Source organism: Streptomyces flavusporus, from assembly GCF_046267975.1.
In the GTDB taxonomy this organism is placed as follows: Bacteria; Actinomycetota; Actinomycetes; order Streptomycetales; family Streptomycetaceae; genus Streptomyces; species Streptomyces flavusporus.
In genome coordinates, this window is record NZ_CP176503.1 from 8,012,092 (window position 1) to 8,029,714 (window position 17,623).

Annotated in this window: 12 protein-coding genes, 1 tRNA gene and 1 pseudogene; 11 read left to right on the forward strand and 3 right to left on the reverse strand. The window is 69.4% G+C overall.

What is annotated here, in order from left to right; translation table 11 throughout:
- Nucleotides 1-477: 477 nt before the first annotated feature.
- From ACKTSN_RS37820 to ACKTSN_RS37850, 7 genes and pseudogenes are all read left to right on the forward strand, one after another.
- Nucleotides 478-1,764 (forward strand): ABC transporter substrate-binding protein, encoded by a 1,287-nt coding sequence (locus tag ACKTSN_RS37820; protein WP_409473200.1) that lies wholly within the window; start codon nt 478-480, stop codon nt 1,762-1,764.
- Between the two features lie 14 nt (nt 1,765-1,778).
- Nucleotides 1,779-2,735: a carbohydrate ABC transporter permease gene (locus ACKTSN_RS37825; RefSeq protein WP_385511442.1), complete on the forward strand. Its 957-nt coding sequence runs from the start codon at nt 1,779-1,781 to the stop codon at nt 2,733-2,735.
- On the forward strand, nt 2,732-3,607 hold the full coding sequence (locus tag ACKTSN_RS37830; RefSeq protein ID WP_409473201.1) for a carbohydrate ABC transporter permease: 876 nt from the start codon (nt 2,732-2,734) through the stop codon (nt 3,605-3,607). The genes ACKTSN_RS37825 and ACKTSN_RS37830 overlap by 4 nt, the downstream gene beginning before the upstream one ends.
- Nucleotides 3,608-3,617: 10 nt before the next feature.
- A complete protein-coding gene (locus tag ACKTSN_RS37835) occupies nt 3,618-4,217 on the forward strand; it encodes a hypothetical protein (RefSeq protein ID WP_409473202.1) in 600 nt (199 codons plus the stop codon).
- A gap of 94 nt (nt 4,218-4,311) precedes the next feature.
- On the forward strand, nt 4,312-7,053 hold the full coding sequence (locus ACKTSN_RS37840; RefSeq protein ID WP_409473203.1) for a Tat pathway signal sequence domain protein: 2,742 nt from the start codon (nt 4,312-4,314) through the stop codon (nt 7,051-7,053).
- 350 nt (nt 7,054-7,403) lie between these two features.
- A pseudogene (locus ACKTSN_RS37845) lies at nt 7,404-7,625 on the forward strand (SRPBCC family protein); the annotation flags it as partial.
- A gap of 39 nt (nt 7,626-7,664) precedes the next feature.
- Nucleotides 7,665-7,736 (forward strand) — tRNA-Val (locus tag ACKTSN_RS37850).
- Between the two features lie 45 nt (nt 7,737-7,781).
- On the opposite strand, the gene ACKTSN_RS37855 is transcribed toward ACKTSN_RS37850, so the two are convergent.
- Entirely contained in the window at nt 7,782-8,507 is a 726-nt protein-coding gene (locus ACKTSN_RS37855; RefSeq protein WP_409473204.1) for a 3'-5' exonuclease, read from the reverse strand.
- Between the two features lie 169 nt (nt 8,508-8,676).
- Here ACKTSN_RS37855 and ACKTSN_RS37860 point away from each other — a divergent pair, with 169 nt between their 5' ends.
- From ACKTSN_RS37860 to ACKTSN_RS37875, 4 genes are all read left to right on the forward strand, one after another.
- Nucleotides 8,677-9,243, forward strand: a complete 567-nt coding sequence (locus tag ACKTSN_RS37860; protein ID WP_224737008.1) for a DUF4365 domain-containing protein — start codon at nt 8,677-8,679, stop codon at nt 9,241-9,243.
- The gene (locus ACKTSN_RS37865; protein WP_409473205.1) at nt 9,240-10,457 is read left to right on the forward strand and encodes a hypothetical protein; all 1,218 of its coding nucleotides are present in this window, start codon (nt 9,240-9,242) and stop codon (nt 10,455-10,457) included. Before ACKTSN_RS37860 ends, ACKTSN_RS37865 begins: the two co-directional genes overlap by 4 nt.
- A gap of 90 nt (nt 10,458-10,547) precedes the next feature.
- Nucleotides 10,548-12,524 carry a threonine--tRNA ligase gene (gene thrS, locus ACKTSN_RS37870; protein ID WP_409473206.1) on the forward strand — a complete coding sequence of 659 codons (1,977 nt, stop codon included), beginning with the start codon at nt 10,548-10,550 and terminating at the stop codon, nt 12,522-12,524.
- Nucleotides 12,525-12,634: 110 nt separating this feature from the next.
- On the forward strand, nt 12,635-13,195 hold the full coding sequence (locus tag ACKTSN_RS37875; protein WP_385261490.1) for an HIT family protein: 561 nt from the start codon (nt 12,635-12,637) through the stop codon (nt 13,193-13,195).
- 120 nt (nt 13,196-13,315) lie between these two features.
- Here the strand turns inward: ACKTSN_RS37875 and ACKTSN_RS37880 are convergent, their stop codons facing one another.
- Entirely contained in the window at nt 13,316-14,977 is a 1,662-nt protein-coding gene (locus ACKTSN_RS37880) for a hypothetical protein (RefSeq protein WP_409473207.1), read from the reverse strand.
- 239 nt (nt 14,978-15,216) lie between these two features.
- Complete coding sequence (locus tag ACKTSN_RS37885; RefSeq protein WP_409475014.1) at nt 15,217-17,415, reverse strand: elongation factor G-like protein EF-G2; 2,199 nt, start codon at nt 17,413-17,415, stop codon at nt 15,217-15,219.
- Nucleotides 17,416-17,623: the final 208 nt, after the last annotated feature.

Consider the following 17,623-nt stretch of genomic DNA (forward strand, 5'->3'; position numbering starts at 1 on the left):
GCGCCCGCGGTGGTGCCCGCTCCGGGCCGGCAGTGATCATCGTCTGCGAGCCGCACCTCGCCGCGCGGTCGACGCACCCGCTCCGAGCCCCACGTCGATCAGTGCCTGCGGGTCGCACCTCACCGAGCCTGCGCGGGTCGACGACCTGCTTCGTCACGGATCGGTTCACCATCCGCGCCCGCCCCGTCGGCCGTCCTGCCGACGCCCACCCCTCCGACGTCTTTCAGTCGAACGCCACACCCGTACGGCACCCCGCCCGCCGTCCGACTGGCCGACCATGCCCGTCTCACCTGCGGCGTCACCTCACACCTCCCGCCAGCCGGCCCCCGAATCGCGCCGGATCACGGAGCCGCTCCGCAAGAAAATCCTGTCCGAATCATTGACGCACTCCGAGGCCCCTCGTAGCTTGTGCCAGCAAGCGCTTACTTGAAACGATTCATGCAGTCGGCGATGACGCTGCGGGGAGGGGGCCCAACCATGGGAACCAGCAGGAATGTTGAGAGGCGTACGATCCTGAAGGTGGCCGGGGCCTCGGCAGCCACGCTCGGGCTGGGTGCCGCGACCGCGTGCGGTGGCGACAGCGGTTCCGGAGACGGAACGGTGACGCTCCGTTACGCATGGTGGGGTGGCGAGCCGCGCACCATCGCCATCAAGAAGACGATCGCGCTCTTCGAGAAGAAGTACCCGAAGATCAAGATCAAGCCGGAATTCACCGACTACGAGGCCTTCTGGGAGAAGTTCCAGACCCAGGCCTCCGGCGGGAATCCGCCGGACGTTTTCCAGAATGCGGTCGGCTTTCTGCGCAAGTACGACAAGCGCGGCGTTCTGATGGACCTCAAGACGCAGGCGGACGCGGGGAATCTGAGCCTGGAGAACTTCCGCAACGGCGTCCTGGCGAACGGTCAGGTCGACGGCAAGCAGATCGGCATACCCGTCGGCGCCAACACCATGGCGCTCGTCATCGACCTCAAGGCCTTCAAGAAGGCGGGCGTGGAGGCGAAGTTCGGCTGGACCTGGGACGAGTACTTCGACGCGCTGCAGACGATCCAGGACAAGCTGAAGATCGCCGGTGACACCGGCTACTTCAGCATCATGTACCTCTACGACCTGTACCTGCGTCAGAACGGCAAGGCCTTCTTCACCGACTCCGATCTCGGCTTCACCGAGGACGATCTGACGCAGTGGTGGGAGGACGGCTACAAGCGCGTGCGGTCCGGGCTCGTGGCCGACCCGAAGAAGGTCGAGCAGGTCAAGCCCAAGTCCGCTCTCTCGGCGGGGCTCGCCGCGTCCGAGTTCACCTGGGACAACTTCTCCATCCGCTACGAGGGCGAGGGCGAGTCGGACTACGGGCTCGCGCCGATCCCCACCACGAACGGCAAGGACACCGGCCAGTACCTCGGTTCGCTGATGCTCAGCGCCTTCTCCGGGACCAAGCACCCCAAGGAAGTCGCCCAGTTCATCGACTTCATGATCCATGACCCCGAGGTCGGCAAGATCATGGGCTACGACCGCGGCATCCTCGCCACGACCGAGCAGTACGAGGCGTTCACGCCCACCGACGACAACAACAAGGGTGTCGCGGCCTACGAGGACGAGGTCGCCAAGGCCGGCGTGCTCGGGAAGATCACCCCGCACCCGTCCGGCGCCGACGTCATCGAGGCGGCGTTCCTGCGCCTCGGCGGCGAGGTCGCCCAGGGCAAGACCAAGCCGTCCGACGCCGCCAAGGCGCTGTTCAGCGAGGCCAAGGCCGCGTTCGCGGGCTGAGGGGACGTACCACCATGACGCTCGTCAAGGAAGCGCCCGCGCGCCCGGCGAAGAAGCGGCCCGCCGCTCCTGCCGCCGGGCGGCGCGGGCGGCGCCGCGAGAACCTCGCCGGCTATCTCTTCATGTCGCCGTGGATCGCGGGGTTCCTGCTGCTCACGGCGGGGCCGATGATCGCGTCGCTGTACTACGCGTTCACCAGCTACAACCTGTTCACGCCGCCCCAGTGGGTGGGGCTGGACAACTTCACGACGATGTTCCAGGACCCGCGCTGGCAGAAGTCGGTCGAGGTCACGCTGAAGTACGTCGTCGTGGCCACACCGCTGAAGCTGCTGCTCGCGCTCGGTGTCGCGCTGCTGCTCGCGCAGAAGCGGCGCGGACAGGGTCTGTACCGGGCCGCGTTCTACATGCCCTCGCTCATCGGCGCCAGTGTCTCCGTCGGCTTCGTGTGGCGGGCGCTGTTCTCGGACGACGCGATCGTGGACCGTACGCAGAAGATCTTCGGGCTCGACGTGGGCGGCTGGATCGGCAACCCGGACTACGTCATCTACGCCCTGGTGGCGCTGAGCATCTGGCAGTTCGGCGCGCCGATGGTCATCTTCCTGGCCGGCCTCAAGCAGGTCCCGCAGGAGCTGTACGAGGCCGCCGAGGTGGACGGGGCCGGTCCCCTCCGGCGGTTCTGGAACATCACCCTGCCGATGATCTCCCCGGTGCTGTTCTTCAACGTGCTGCTGGAGTCCATCCACGCGTTCCAGGTGTTCGGCTCCGCGTACGTCGTCTCCGACACCCGGTGCGGGCCCGCCGACGCCACGCTCGTCTACACCTGTTACCTCTACCAGAAGGGCTTCAAGGAGGCCCAGATGGGCTTCGCCTCCGCGATGGCCTGGACGCTGGTGATCGCGGTGGCGCTCGTCACGGCGGTCCTGTTCTGGTCGCAGAAGAAGTGGGTGCACTACGAGGAGGCCGCCAAGTGACCAGTGCCACCAGCCCTGCCCTGCGCACCGCGAACGAGCGGCGGCGCTTCGGATCGATCGCCTGGCACGTGGGCGCGCTCGTCGTGCTCGCGGTCGTCCTGTATCCCGTGATCTGGGTGGTCGGTGCCTCGTTCAAGCCGAGCAAGGACATCATCGCCAGCCTCGACCTGCTGCCCACCAAACCGGTCTGGGCGAACTTCTCCGGGCTAGCCGACGGCATCTCCGGCATCCCCATCACCAGCTTCTTCACCAACTCGCTGATGTACGCGGTCCTGGCCGTGGTCGGTGTGGTGCTGTCCAGCTCGCTGACCGCGTACGCCTTCGCCAAGATCCGGTTCGCCGGGCGGAACCTGCTTTTCACGCTGATGATCGGCACGCTGCTGCTGCCTTACCACGTGCTGCTCATCCCGCAGTACGTGCTCTTCCGCAACCTCGAGCTCACCGACACCCTGGTGCCGCTCGTGGCGGGCAAGTTCCTGGCCACGGAAGCCTTCTTCGTGTTCCTGATGGTGCAGTTCATGCGCGGGCTCCCCAAGGAACTCGACGAGGCTGCCAAGCTCGACGGCTGTGGGCATCTGCGCACCTACTGGTCGATCGTGCTGCCGCTGAGCCGGCCCGCGATCATCACCAGCGCGATCTTCACTTTCATCAACGCCTGGAACGACTTCATGGGGCCGTTGATCTACCTCAACACCCCCGAGAAGTACACCGTTTCGCTCGGCCTGATGATGTTCCGCGATCAGGAGGGCATCTCCAACTACGGCAGCATGATCGCGATGTCGCTGGTGGCGCTGGTGCCGGTCATCGCCTTCTTCATGGCCTTCCAGCGCTACCTCATCGACGGTATGGCGACCTCCGGACTGAAGGGCTGAGGCGGTCACCATGGCGCAAGCACGCGTGAAGGCCCGCTCCCCGCGCAAGGAGTCCGTGTTCGGCGAGCGCTTCGCGGTCTTCGCCGAGTGCCTGCTCACCGGCGTGTGGATCGCCGTGGCCTGTCTCGGGGTCGTCACCTACCCCGCGGCCTTCGCCGCCGGCGCGCGGCATCTGCGGCGTAGTACGGCCCACGAGGGCGGCGGCTGGCGGGAGTTCGTCGTGGAATTCCGGGCGGCCGTGCGCGGCGGGTGGATCGTCGGGCTCGTCGGGTGGGCGGCGGTCGCCGCGGTCTGGGTGGACGTCCAGGCCGCGCGCGCCGGAATTCCCGGCGGGCCGTTCGTCGGGGCGGTCGGCCTGTTCGCGCTGATCGGGCTCGCCGTCGCCGGGCTGCGTGCGGCGGCGGTGTGGACGCCGAGCGCCAGGTGGCGGGCGCTGCTGGCGGACGCCGGGCGCCGGACGGTCCTGGACCCGGCCGGGTCCTTCCTGCTCGTCGGCGGACTGGCGGTCGTCGCCTGTTCCGCCCTGTTCGTCGCGCCGCTGGCGGTCCCCGTCCTCGGGGCCGTCGCGGCGGCGGCGGTCGCCGTGGAGGAGCGGTACCGGCACCGCTGACCCCGGTGGTGCACCAGGTCGGCGCCCCCAGGGCGTCGTACCTACCTCTGTCATGCCCCTGACTACCCCTGCACTCGCACGGAAAGGAAAGGCCATGTCCCCCATCCCCCGCAGGTCCCTCCTCAAGACGGCCGCCATCACCGGCGCCGCCGCGCAGTTCAGCTGGGCGCTCGGATCGACCGCACAGGCCGCGCCCAGATCCGCGCCCGCCGACGCGGACCCGGTCACACTGAACTGGCTGGAGGACGGCGGCCTCGGCGCCGCTCCCGGCTCCACGGTCGGCGTGCCCTGGCCGAAGGGCGCCCATCAGGAGGACCAGACCTTCGCGCTCACGGACGAGGACGGCAAGGCGGTCCCCGTGCAGTCGTGGCCACTCGCCTACTGGCCCGACGGCTCCCTCAAGTGGACCGCGCACGCGGTGAGTTCGGGCTCCGGCAAGCTCAAGCTGACGCCCGGGGAGTCCGCCGCCCCCGAGAAGAAGATCACCGTCGACAAGAGCGGCGGCACCATCGACATATCGACCGGTCTCATCACCGCGAAGATCGGCAAGTCGGGCTCCACGCTCGTCAAGTCGGTCACCCGTGGATCGACCGAGATCGCCAGGAACGGCCGGCTCGTGCTGCTGCGCCAGCCGGAGTTCGAGAACGGCGACCAGGGCACGGTGAAGTACGAACGCTTCGAGAGCGCCATCTCCGAGGTCGCCGTCGAGCAGGAGGGCCCGGTCCGCGCGGTCGTTCGCATCGACGGCAAGCACCGCAAGGGCGACCGCAGTTGGCTGCCGTTCTCCATCCGCCTCTACTTCTACGCCGGCGCCGACTCCTTCCGCATGGTGCACACCATCACCTACGACGGCACCCAGGAGCCCGGCAAGGCAAGCGGCGACTTCATCCGCGGCATCGGTGTCCGCTTCACCGTGCCGATGCGCGACGCGGCGTACGACCGGCACATCCGCATCGGCGGTGAGGGCACCGGCCTGCTGCGTGAGGCCGTCAAGGGCATCACCGGGCTGCGCCGCGACCCGGGGGCGGCGGTGCGGACGGCCCAGTTCGAGGGGAGGAAGCTGCCGGACCCGTCGACGTGGGACCAGCGGGTCACCACCCGCCTCCAGTACATCCCCGAGTGGGGCGACTACACCCTCTCGCAGCTGTCCGCCGACGGCTTCGCGGTCCGCAAGCGCACCAAGAAGGGGTACGGCTGGATCCCCGCGGGCGGCGACCGGAGGGCCAGCGGATTCGGGTACGTCGGTGGCGCGAGCGGCGGGTTCGCCTTCGGGCTGCGCGACTTCTGGGAGAAGTTCCCCGCCCAGCTCGACATCCGCGACGCCCACACCGACGAGGCCGAGGTCACCCTCTGGCTCTGGTCGCCCGAGGCGCAGCCCATGGACCTGCGCTTCTACCACGACGGCATGGGCCAGGACACGTACCCCGAACAGCTCGAAGGCCTCAACATCACCTACGAGGACTACGAACCGGGCTTCGGCACCCCCTACGGCATCGCCCGCACCAGTGAACTCCTCTTCTGGGCCCACGAGTCCACGCCCGGCGCCGAGCAGATGGCCAAGCAGGTGGAGGCCGTCCGCACCCCGCCGCAGCTCGCCGCCCCGCCCCAGCAGCTCATCAAGGCGGGCGTCTTCGGCAAGCTGTTCTCCGAGCCGGACCGCTCCACCGCCGCCAAGGCGAAGATCGAGGACCACCTGGACTTCCTCTTCACCTACTACAAGGACCAGGTGGAGATGCGCCGTTGGTACGGCTTCTGGGACTACGGCGACATCATGCACAGCTACGACCCCAGCCGCCACCAGTGGTGCTACGACGTAGGCGGCTACGCCTGGGACAACTCCGAGCTCTCGCCCGACCTGTGGCTCTGGTTCGCGTACATGCGCTCGGGCCGCGCCGACATTTTCCGCTTCGCCGAGGCGATGACCCGGCACACCGGCGAGGTCGACGTCTACCACATCGGCAAGTGGGCGGGCCTCGGCACCCGCCACGGCGTCCAGCACTACGCCGACAGCGCCAAGCAGCAGCGCATCGCCAACACCACCTACCGGCGCTACTACTACTTCCTCACCGCCGACGAGCGCGTCGGTGACCTCATGCACGCCAACGTCGACTCCGACGAGACCTTCCTCGTCCTCGACCCCATCCGCAAGATCCGCACCGAGCCGTACACCCCCGACCGCAACGCCCTGTCCATCGGCTTCGGCACCGACTGGAGCGGCCTCGTCTCCGCCTGGCTCACCGAGTGGGAGCGGCGCGGCCCCAAGTGGGAGAAGGCCAAGGCGCGGGTCCTGTCCACCATGGAGACCATCGCCGCCCAGCCCAACGGCTTCGTCCAGGGCACTGCGCTGTACGACCTGGACACCGGCAAGTTCGCCATCGCCGACAAGCCCGTGGTCGGGGTGTCGCACCTCTCCGCGATGTTCGGCCTGGTCGAGCTGTGCGCCGAGCTGATCGACCAGATCGACATGCCGAAGTTCAAGGAGGCGTGGCTCGACTACTGCCGCTACTTCAACGCCACCAAGGCGGAGCAGAAGGCCCGTTACGGCTCCGACTTCGGGTCCCTGCTGCTCTTCCAGGGCCACTCACGCCAGGACGCCTACGCCGCCGTCCAGTCCGGCGACGACACGCTGGCCGCCCGGGCGTGGCAGCAGTTCTACAACAGCCGGGACACCTGGGACTACAAGGAGTCCACCGACTGGTCCACGAAGAAGATCGAGGGCCCGGCCGCCCTGGTTCCGGGCAGCGAGGCGGCCTGGGTGTCCACCAACGCCACCGCGCTGTACGGGCTGGCGGCGATCCAGAACCTGGCACTGGTCGGTGACAAGATGCCGTCCTAGCGGGCCGGCTGAGGGTGGAAGGAGCGCCGCCGCACGGGCGGCGGCGCTCGTATGTTGGGAGCGTGGTCCCGACACGGGCAGACCCGGCTCATGGATTGGAGTCACTACCGCTTCCGCAGCGTCTCTGATCGGCTTAGTGATCCCCTGTGTTGCTCAGGGATGTGAGCCAATCGTCTTCGTGCCCTGGTGCTGAACGGCGGGAGCCGTCAGCCCTCGTGGCACGTCCCTCCGGACGCTGGTCGGTGAGTTCTCGCGACCTCACCGAGGAGGGTGCCTGACGTCGCCTGGGCGCCGGGCGTGCATGTGACAGTGTGCCACGGGGGTGCTACGGAACGCTAATCTGGCTGAGGGTGCTGGAGGTCGCGATGTCCGGAGACATCGAGGGCTGGGTGCGCTGGACGGTCACGCCGGCCGACGGCGGGTGTCTCGTCCGCTACGACCAGGTGGTCGACGTGACCAAGCCACTGCTCAGGCGGTTCGCCGTACCGGGCCGGCCGGTGTTCCGGGGCAACCACCGGCTGATGATGCGGGCCGGACGGCGTGGCCTGCTGGCGTACCTCGAAGCGGTTTGAACCAGACCGGCGGACACCTGTATTGTTCGGTGCGTTCCCGGGCGATTAGCTCAGCGGGAGAGCGCTTCGTTCACACCGAAGAGGTCACTGGTTCGAACCCAGTATCGCCCACCCGGAAAGGCCGGTCCGCAGCAGCGGACCGGCCTTTTGTGTCTCCTACGCCGCCGCCGGCAGGTCCGGACGCAGCGGCCACGCCGGGTCCACCGCCTCCTCGCTGCCGCTGCGGGCGAACCACGCCTGCAGGCCGCGTGCCTGTGCCGCATGCCACACCGCCTGCAGTGGATGCAGCTCGGCGGGGGTGAGGCGTTCCAGCCGTGACGGGAAACGGCGGCCTATGGCCCGTACGACCTCCAGCGCGGCCAGCGCGTCCGCGGCCGCGTCGTGCGCGCCGTCCAGGGCGACGCCGTAGTGCGCACACAGATCGGTCAGGGTGCGACGGCCCTTGCGGTAGCGGTCCAGGTGCTTGTCCAGAACCCGGGGGTCGAGGACGAGCAGGGGCACCGACTCGAACCAGTGGCCCAGCGACGAGGCCCGGTGCCGACGCAGCTCACGGTCGAGGAGCGTCAGGTCGAACGGTGCGTTCATCACCACCAACGGTCGCCCGGCCGCCGCCTGTTCGGCCAGCTCGGTGGCTATCTCCTGCATCACCGGTGCCGGCCAGCGGCCGTTGCGCGCCAGATGATCCTCCGTCAGCCCGTGCACCGCCGTCGCCTCGGCGGGTACGGGTACGCCCGGGTTCACCAGCCAGTGGCTCACCCGAGGTCGCGTGCCAGGGGCGTCCTGGACGACGAGGGCGGCCGACACGATCCGGTCGGTCTCGACGTCCACGCCCGTTGTCTCCGTGTCGAATGCCGCCAGAGGGCCCTCGTACCAGCACGTCATACGTACACAACTCCTCGTTCAGCCATGGCAGCTGACGCCCCGTCTTCTGCCCGTTTGGTGATACCCGGGCTGTTTGCGCCGTACGCCGGGAGGAGACAACAGAAGTACGGGTCCGTGCAGTTCAGCGGGCCCTCGCGGGGAAATCACTTTGCTTGGAAGGCTGTTGGTCATGGCGATAGCGCAGCCCGAGCGGGGCGGGCTGCTGCCCGAACGCACGGGCCCTCATCGCGGTTCACTCGCCACCACCGCCTGCATGGAGACACTGCAGGTGGGTTATCTGCACGCCGTCGCGGCCGCCGCCGGCTGCTCGCTCTCCCAGCCCTTCCCGGACAACGGCATCGACTGGCACGTCAGCCACAGCGCGCCCGGGCACACGGTCGACGACGAGGTCACCATCAAGGTGCAGCTCAAGGCCACGTACCAGATCGCACCGAACCCTCCCGGGCGTTTCTTCTCCTTCACGCTCGACAACGACCACCTGGTGAAACTCGCCCGCACTCCGGTCTCGGTGCACAAGATCCTGGTCGTGATGCTCGTCCCGCGGTCGCAGGACGAGTGGCTGCGCGCCAGCCACGACCGGCTCGACCTGAGACACTGCTGCTACTGGGTCAACCTCGCCGGGCACGCCATCACCGGCCGGCACCGGACCAACGTCCGCATACCGACCTCACGCATCTTCGACGACCGGGCGCTGTGCGAGATCATGACGCGGGTCGGGACGGGAGGCAGACCGTGACGCACCGCCCGCTCGACGAGCCAGTGAGGCCGGTCCGACCGCATCCCCAGGCCCCGTGGAACGAGCCGCCGCCGGAGCCCGGCCAGGTCGACCCCGCCGTGCTCGGGGCGCTGCTGCACCGGCACGGATGGCAGCGCCGGGGTGGCGCCGTCGGACGCTACGGCCGCTGGACGCCGCCGGGGCCCGGTGGCAACGGCACCAGCCTGCTCGTGCCGGAGAGCCGCGCCTTCCCCGACAGCGAGGACCTGCTCGCCGAGGCGCTCGTCGCGCTCTCCCGCAGCGCGACGCCGTCGGCGCGCGAGGTGCTGGTCGGGCTCACCGTGCCCAGCGACGAGATCCGCTGGTGGCGGGATGTACCGAGCGGGTCGGCCGGAGCCGCGTCCTGGACCGTGGAGGAACAGCTGCGCACCGCCGCCCGTCAGATGCTGCTCGCCGGCGCCCTCGCCACACGCGCGCGTGCCGGCTACTACGGTGCCCGGCACAAGCGGGCCGCCGCCTCGATGCTGCAGAGCGTCCTGGTCGGCGCCGCGACCGGCGGCCGCCGCCTCACCGCCTTCGTGCCCGTCGCCCCGGGGCGCCCGCTCGCCGTACGCCTCCACCAGGCGCTCTACGCCGTCCGCGAGGCCATTGACTACCAGCGGGCCACCGGTGGCATGGACGCCTTCGACGGCGCCGTCGAGGCCGGTGTCAGCCGCGAGCTCACCGAGGCCCTCATCGCCCTCGTCCGCGGGACGGAGGGCGCGCGGGTCGCCGTCGAGTGGGCGCCGGGCGCCGGAGTCCCCGAGGGCGCCGCCGCCCCCGACGAGGCGGTGGAGTTCTCGCCGGGCGACCTGCCCGTGCTGCGCGAGGCCGGGGCCCGCTATCTGCGCGAGGAGCCGTCCGTGCCGGTGCGGATCACCGGCGAGGTGATCCGGATGCGCAGGTCGGAGCGGCGCGGCGAGGGCACCGTACGGCTGCGGGTGCTCGCCGGGGCCGAGATCCCGCACGTCCGGCTGACGCTGGACGAGGAGGATTACCGGATCGCAGGTCAGGCCCACCTCGTCGGGCTGCCGGTGCAGGTGCACGGACGGCTGGAGAGCAGGGGCGGCTTCCGTCGGCTGACCGGCGCCTGTGGCGTCGTACCCGGGCAGGTGGACGAGGCGGAGCGGGACCGGCTGATGAAGTCGCTGCAGGAGAATCTCGACTTCTTCGAGGAGGCGTGCAGCGAGGACTGATTTCGCCTGGGGCGGTCCGGGGTCGGTACGATCCCTTATTGCGCGCGCTCTCGGTATGGCGCCGCATCCACCTTCAGTCAGGAGAGACCGGTGTCAGACGTCCGTGTGATCATCCAACGCGATTCCGAGCGGGAAGAGCGCACGGTGACGACGGGCACTACGGCCGCCGACCTCTTCGCCGGCGAGCGCTCGATCATCGCCGCGCGCGTGGGCGGCGAGCTCAAGGACCTCGCGTACTCGGTGGCCGAGGGTGACGAGGTCGAGCCGGTGGAGATCTCCTCCGAGGATGGCCTGAACATCCTGCGCCACTCCACCGCGCACGTCATGGCGCAGGCCGTGCAGGAGCTCTTCCCCGAGGCCAAGCTGGGCATCGGCCCGCCGGTCAAGGACGGTTTCTACTACGACTTCGACGTCGAGAAGCCGTTCACGCCCGAGGATCTCAAGGCCATCGAGAAGAAGATGCAGGAGATCCAGAAGCGCGGCCAGCGTTTCTCGCGTCGGGTCGTCACCGATGAGGCCGCGCGCGAGGAACTGGCGAACGAGCCGTACAAGCTGGAACTGATCGGCCTCAAGGGGTCCGCATCCGCCGAGGACGGCGCGGACGTCGAGGTCGGCGCCGGCGAGCTGACGATCTACGACAACCTGGACGCCAAGACCGGCGAGCTGTGCTGGAAGGACCTCTGCCGCGGTCCCCACCTGCCCTCCACCCGCCTCATCCCGGCGTTCAAGCTGATGCGCAACGCGGCCGCCTACTGGCGCGGCAGCGAGAAGAACCCGATGCTCCAGCGCATCTACGGCACCGCCTGGCCGTCGAAGGACGAGCTGAAGGCGTACCTGGAGTTCCTCGCCGAGGCCGAGAAGCGCGACCACCGCAAGCTCGGCTCCGAGCTCGACCTGTTCTCCATCCCGGAGCAGATCGGCTCCGGCCTCGCCGTCTTCCACCCCAAGGGCGGCATCATCCGCCGCGTGATGGAGGACTACTCGCGGCGCCGCCACGAGGAAGAGGGCTACGAGTTCGTCTACACCCCGCACGCCACCAAGGGGAAGCTCTTCGAGACCTCGGGCCACCTGGACTGGTACGCCGAGGGCATGTACCCGCCCATGCAGCTCGACGAGGGCGTGGACTACTACCTCAAGCCCATGAACTGCCCGATGCACAACCTGATCTTCGACGCACGCGGCCGCTCCTACCGCGAGCTGCCGTTGCGCCTCTTCGAGTTCGGGACCGTGTACCGGTACGAGAAGTCGGGCGTCGTGCACGGCCTGACCCGCGCCCGCGGTTTCACCCAGGACGACGCGCACATCTACTGCACGCGTGAGCAGATGTCCGAGGAACTGGACAAGACGCTCACCTTCGTCCTCGGCCTGCTGCGCGACTACGGTCTGACCGACTTCTACCTGGAGCTGTCCACCAAGGACCCGGAGAAGTCCGTCGGCTCGGACGAGGCCTGGGAGGAGGCGACGGAGACCCTCCGCCAGGTTGCCGAGAAGCAGGGCCTGCCGCTGGTCCCCGACCCGGGCGGTGCCGCCTTCTACGGCCCGAAGATCTCCGTCCAGACCAAGGACGCCATCGGCCGCACCTGGCAGATGTCGACCATCCAGCTCGACTTCAACCTGCCCGAGCGCTTCGACCTGGAGTACACGGCCGCGGACGGCTCCAAGCAGCGCCCGGTCATGATCCACCGCGCGCTGTTCGGCTCGATCGAGCGGTTCTTCGCGGTGCTCCTGGAGCACTACGCGGGCGCCTTCCCGGCCTGGCTCGCCCCCGTCCAGGCGATCGGCATCCCGATCGGTGACGCGCACGTCGAGTACCTGGAGAAGTTCGCCACGGCCGCACGGAAGAAGGGCCTGCGGGTCGAGGTGGACTCCTCCTCCGACCGGATGCAGAAGAAGATCCGCAACGCCCAGAAGCAGAAGGTGCCGTTCATGGTCATCGCGGGTGACGAGGACATGGCCAACAACGCCGTCTCCTTCCGCTACCGCGACGGCTCGCAGGAGAACGGCATCCCGTTCGACGAGGCCATCGCGAAGATCGCCAAGGTCGTCGAGGAGCGGGTGCAGGTCTGACCCGCCCGACGTGCACATGAGGAAGGCCCTCGGGAGGCTGCTCGGCCTCCCGAGGGCCTTCCGCCGTCTTCCGCGAGCCCCGGCGACACGCCGCGAACGGGCGAAGCCATATGCTGCACAGCATGACGAGTGAGCCGGAGCAGCAGATCGGAGTGGGGACGCAGGACGCGTTCCAGCGCCTGTGGACGCCCCACCGGATGGCGTACATCCAGGGCGAGAACAAGCCCACCGGTCCGGGGGCCGACGACGGCTGCCCCTTCTGCTCCATCCCGGCCAAGTCCGACGAGGACGGGCTGATCGTCCGGCGCGGTGAGCAGGTGTACGCCGTGCTGAACCTGTACCCGTACAACGGCGGCCACCTCATGGTCGTGCCCTACCGGCATGTCGCCGACTACACGGACCTCACCGGGCCCGAGACCGTTGAGCTGGCCGCGCTGACGAAGCAGGCGATGACGGCGTTGCGGACCGCGTCCGGGGCGCACGGGTTCAACATCGGGATGAATCAGGGGACCGTGGCCGGGGCCGGGATCGCCGCGCATCTCCACCAGCACATCGTGCCGCGCTGGGGTGGGGACACCAACTTCATGCCGGTGGTGGGGCACACGCGGGTGCTGCCGCAGCTGCTGGCTGACACCCGCAAGATGCTGGCGGAGGCCTGGCCGGCGGCGTGAGCGCGCACCCGGCGCGGCGCTGGGCGGGGGTGGGTCTCGCAGCCCGGCGCTGACGGGGTGCCGCCCGCGCCCACCCGTGCCGCCCCAGGCGGCACGAATGCCCGCGGACTGACCAGGGGACTACGCGTCGTAAAGATCCGCCTTCTTCGGTGTCGGATCCTGGATCGCCGTGCTGAGGAAGGCAGACCGCGTCCCGAACTTCTCCGTGTCCACGCCGTTCTCCTCGAGGACCCGGATCGCTGCCGAGTGCACCACCCGCAGCACCGGTGTGGCCGCCCGCAGCGCGTCGTCGGCCATGAAGCGGTGGCGCCAGGGCTTGTCGGCCCAGGCGTGCCGCAGGCCGAACGGCTCCGGCAGGGCGAGGGTGCCGCCGAGCCAGTTCAGCAGCGGGGGATACCAGGTCAGAGGTGCCCGAGCCGCCAGCCGTACCACCTCGTCGGTGTCGACCAGCGGAAGCTTCACCGTCCGCGTCTCCCACCGCTTCAGCGACTTCTGCACCGACTTCTCCTTGGCCGCCGGCTTCGAGGTGAACAGGGCGTGCACCGGCCCCAGCGCATGCCCGGTGACCTCGATGCGCAGCGTCTCGTACAGCACGGTCACCGTGATCAGCATGGTGATCACCAGCTGCCCGTCCCACAGCGTCCACTGCACGCCCAGGTAGTGCCGGTCACCGCTGCCGAACTGCTGCTTGTTGCAGATGTCCTGTATGGCGTGCGACTTGACCTGGTAGGCGTCCACATCGGTGCCCTCCGGCCGGGACACCTCTTTCGCGTTCTCCCCGATCGGCGTCACGATCCAGTGCCGTATCGACGGCTTCGTGAAACCGCCGGTGTTCAGCGGACCGCGCTCCAGCATGCGCAGCTGGTCGTGGATGGACCGTATGACGTCCCAGCTGCGGAAGGGATGGATCTCCCGGTCGGGATCGGCCGGCGCCAGATCCTCGGCGAGCTGCCAGCTGCCCCAGCGCGTGCCCATGCCGAGTATGCCCTTGGGCCCGGCATAGAAGACGGAGTTGGACTGCTGCTCGGCGCTCAGCCGGGCCAGGGACTGGCGCAACTGCTCGGCAGCGGTCTCCCCGGGGCTGCTCGGCACCGCCTCGGGCACCTTCGCGCCCACGCTGCTGCCCGAGAGGAGGCTGGCCCAGCGCTCCCGCAGGTCCTTCGCCGTGCGCTCGCAGATCTGCCGGGCCCAGAACCAGCCGATCACCGGCAGCACGACCGACGCGCGCGCGTACCAGGCCCAGAATCCCGTGAACGGCATCTGGACCAGGAAGATCACGGCCAGCGCGCCCACCGCGACGAGCAGCGTGGTCGCGAGCGTCGAGGCCCGCTTGTCCTCGCGCTTGGCGATGGTGGAGCGGATCGTGAACACCATCAGCCACACCAGGAGGCCGGGCAGGAACAGCAGCCCGCACAGGACCATGACGACCGTGAGCAGGTTGTCGCGCTCCCGGCGGATCCGGTTTGCGGCGAGACAGTGCTCGACGACCACCTGGGGCTCGGTGCCGAAGGACTGGATCAGCGGCTTGCGACCGGAGCCGAGCATCCGGTCGACCACCGCGCGGGAGAACGCCTCACCGAGATTGGGCCGGAAGATCTTCGCCCACTTCTGGCCCGGTTTCACGGTCGATTCGTGCCACTCGTTGTTGGCCTTGAGTATCTCCTCGACCTCGTTGTCCCGGTACGCCGCAGAGGCCAGCGCGAACGTCGCCGTCTGCCCCTCGTCGCCCGTGCGCGGTACCTGCGGCCCGAAGATGTCCGCGTAACCGCTGTCAACGGTCATTCCCGCCCCCGATCGCCGCCACTGTCGCTCCTGCGGCCTTCCCGACTTCCGTGCTCTGCACACCTGTTGATCAGGTCATCAGCGTATCCGCAGGTACGGACATTCGGCGGCGGACGGCCGAAACCGCCCGCCGGCGCACGGGGCAGCGCACCGCGCAGTCCGCTCGGAGGCCGCAGCGCAGGCCACTTGCACGCGCCCCCGTACCAACTACGCGCCGCCTCCCACCTGTTCCCCGCTTCCTATGACGCCTCCTGCTCCTGTTTCCGTACCCGCTCGGCGACTTGAGCCGGCATGGGTTCGTGCCGGGCGTATCGCCGGTTGAAGCGCGCGGTGCCGTGCGACAGCGAGCGCAGATCGACCGCGTACCGCCCGATCTCGATCTCGGGCACCTCGGCCCGGACGAGGGTGCGCCCGCCGGCCGTCTGCTCCGTGCCCAGCACACGGCCGCGCCGCCCGGACAGGTCGCTCATCACGGCGCCCACGTACTCGTCGCCGACCAGGACGCTCACCTCGGCCACCGGCTCCAGGAGATGGATCTTCGCGTCGGCCGCAGCCTCCCGCAGTGCGAGCGCGCCCGCCGTCTGGAAGGCGGCGTCGGAGGAGTCCACGGAGTGCGCCTTGCCGTCGAGCAGCGTGACCCGGACGTCGACGAGCGGATTGCCCGCGGCGACCCCCTTGGCGGCCTGGGCGCGTACGCCCTTCTCGACGGACGGGATGAACTGGCGCGGCACCGCGCCCCCGACGACCTTGTCCACGAACTCGATGCCCGAGCCGCCCGGCAGCGGCTCCACCTCGATCTCGCAGATGGCGTACTGCCCGTGCCCGCCGGACTGCTTGACATGCCGCCCGCGCCCGGCCGACTTGGTCGCGAACGTCTCCCGTAGGGAGACCTTGTGCGGTACGACGTCGACCTGGACGCCGTACCGACTGCGCAGCCGCTCCAGCGCGACGTCCGCGTGCGCCTCGCCCAGGCACCACAGCACCACCTGATGGGTGTCCTGGTTCTGTTCGAGCCGCATCGTCGGGTCCTCGGCGACCAGCCGGGCGAGCCCCTGCGAGAGCTTGTCCTCGTCCGGCTTGCTGTGCGCCTGGATGGCGAGCGGCAGCAGCGGATCCGGCATGTCCCAGGGCTCCATGAGGAGCGGGTCGTCCTTGGCGGACAGGGTGTCGCCGGTCTCGGCGCGGCTCAGTTTCGCCACGCACGCGAGGTCGCCCGCGACGCAGTGCGACACCGGGCGCTGCTGTTTGCCGAACGGCGTGGACACGGCGCCGATGCGTTCGTCGACGTCGTGGTCCTCGTGGCCCCGGTCGGTCAGTCCGTGCCCGGAGACGTGCACGGTCTCGTCCGGCCGCAGCGTTCCGGAGAAGACCCGCACGAGGGAGACACGGCCGACGTAGGGGTCGGACGAGGTCCGCACGACCTCCGCGACCAGCGGACCGTCCGGATCGCAGGGCTTCAGCTCACGTGGCTTGCCGTCCACCGTGGTGACGCCGGGCGTCGGGTGCTCCAGCGGGGTCGGGAACCCCCGCGCGATCAGCTCCAGCAGCTCGACCGTGCCGAGCCCCTGCCGGGCGCCCTCGGCCGCGGGGGCGGCGGCCAGGACGGGGAAGAACGTCCCGCGCGCGACGGCCTGTTCCAGGTCCTCCACGAGCGTCCTGAAGTCGATCTGCTCACCGCCGAGGTAACGGTCCATGAGGGTCTCGTCCTCGCTCTCGGAGATGATCCCCTCGATCAGCCGGTTGCGTGCCTCCTCGATCAGCGGCAGCTGGTCCTCGTCCGGATCGGACTCCTTGCGCTCCCCGGACGCGTAGTCGAAGAGCTTCTGCGACAGCAGCCCGATCAGGCCGGTCACGGGCGCGTGCCCGTCCGGCCCCTGCAGGCCGTGCAGCGGCAGATACAGCGGCAGTACCGCGTCGGGGTCGTCCCCGCCGAAGGCCTCCGCGCAGATCCGCGTCATCTCCTCGAAGTCCGCCCGCGCGGCCTCCAGATGCGTGACGACGATGGCCCGCGGCATGCCGACGGCCGCGCACTCCTCCCACACCATGCGGGTCGAGCCGTCCACGCCGTCCGACGCCGAGACGACGAAGAGGGCCGCGTCCGCCGCTCGCAGACCGGCCCGCAGTTCTCCGACGAAGTCGGCGTATCCGGGGGTGTCGAGAAGGTTGACCTTGATGCCGTCCCATTCGACCGGCACCAGGGAGAGCTGCACCGAGCGCTGCTGCCGGTGCTCGATCTCGTCGTAGTCGGAAACGGTGCCGCCGTCCTCCACGCGGCCCGCCCGGTTCACCGCTCCCGCGGTCAGCGCGAGAGCCTCCACCAGAGTCGTCTTGCCCGATCCGGAGTGGCCGACCAGCACCACATTCCGTACGGACGCGGGATGGTCGGCCGCCACTGCCCTGCCGGCGGCTCCGGGGTGTGCATTCGCCTTGTCGCCCATGGCCTTGCCTCCCGTGCACGGTGAGGTCACTGTGGGCGCGGACACGCGGGACCCGTGCGGGGCGGCTCCGGCGACGCCCGCGTTCTTCGAGCTTTCCACTCTCGTCACGGTGCGTCCATACGGAGGACCGGAACCCGTCGCCCGCAGGCGGTTGTGGCCCGCCCTCACGCGGTGCGGGTGCCCGGCCGTCGCCCACGCGCGCGCGTGG

Coding starts and splice junctions, on each gene's coding strand:
- ACKTSN_RS37855 (WP_409473204.1), bottom strand. CDS start 8,507: ATGACGTGCTGGTACGAGGGCCCTCTGGCGGCATTCGACACGGAGACA.
- ACKTSN_RS37875 (WP_385261490.1), top strand. CDS start 12,635: ATGCTGCACAGCATGACGAGTGAGCCGGAGCAGCAGATCGGAGTGGGG.
- ACKTSN_RS37840 (WP_409473203.1), top strand. CDS start 4,312: ATGTCCCCCATCCCCCGCAGGTCCCTCCTCAAGACGGCCGCCATCACC.
- ACKTSN_RS37885 (WP_409475014.1), bottom strand. CDS start 17,415: ATGGGCGACAAGGCGAATGCACACCCCGGAGCCGCCGGCAGGGCAGTG.
- ACKTSN_RS37880 (WP_409473207.1), bottom strand. CDS start 14,977: ATGACCGTTGACAGCGGTTACGCGGACATCTTCGGGCCGCAGGTACCG.
- ACKTSN_RS37860 (WP_224737008.1), top strand. CDS start 8,677: ATGGCGATAGCGCAGCCCGAGCGGGGCGGGCTGCTGCCCGAACGCACG.
- ACKTSN_RS37825 (WP_385511442.1), top strand. CDS start 1,779: ATGACGCTCGTCAAGGAAGCGCCCGCGCGCCCGGCGAAGAAGCGGCCC.
- ACKTSN_RS37820 (WP_409473200.1), top strand. CDS start 478: ATGGGAACCAGCAGGAATGTTGAGAGGCGTACGATCCTGAAGGTGGCC.
- ACKTSN_RS37835 (WP_409473202.1), top strand. CDS start 3,618: ATGGCGCAAGCACGCGTGAAGGCCCGCTCCCCGCGCAAGGAGTCCGTG.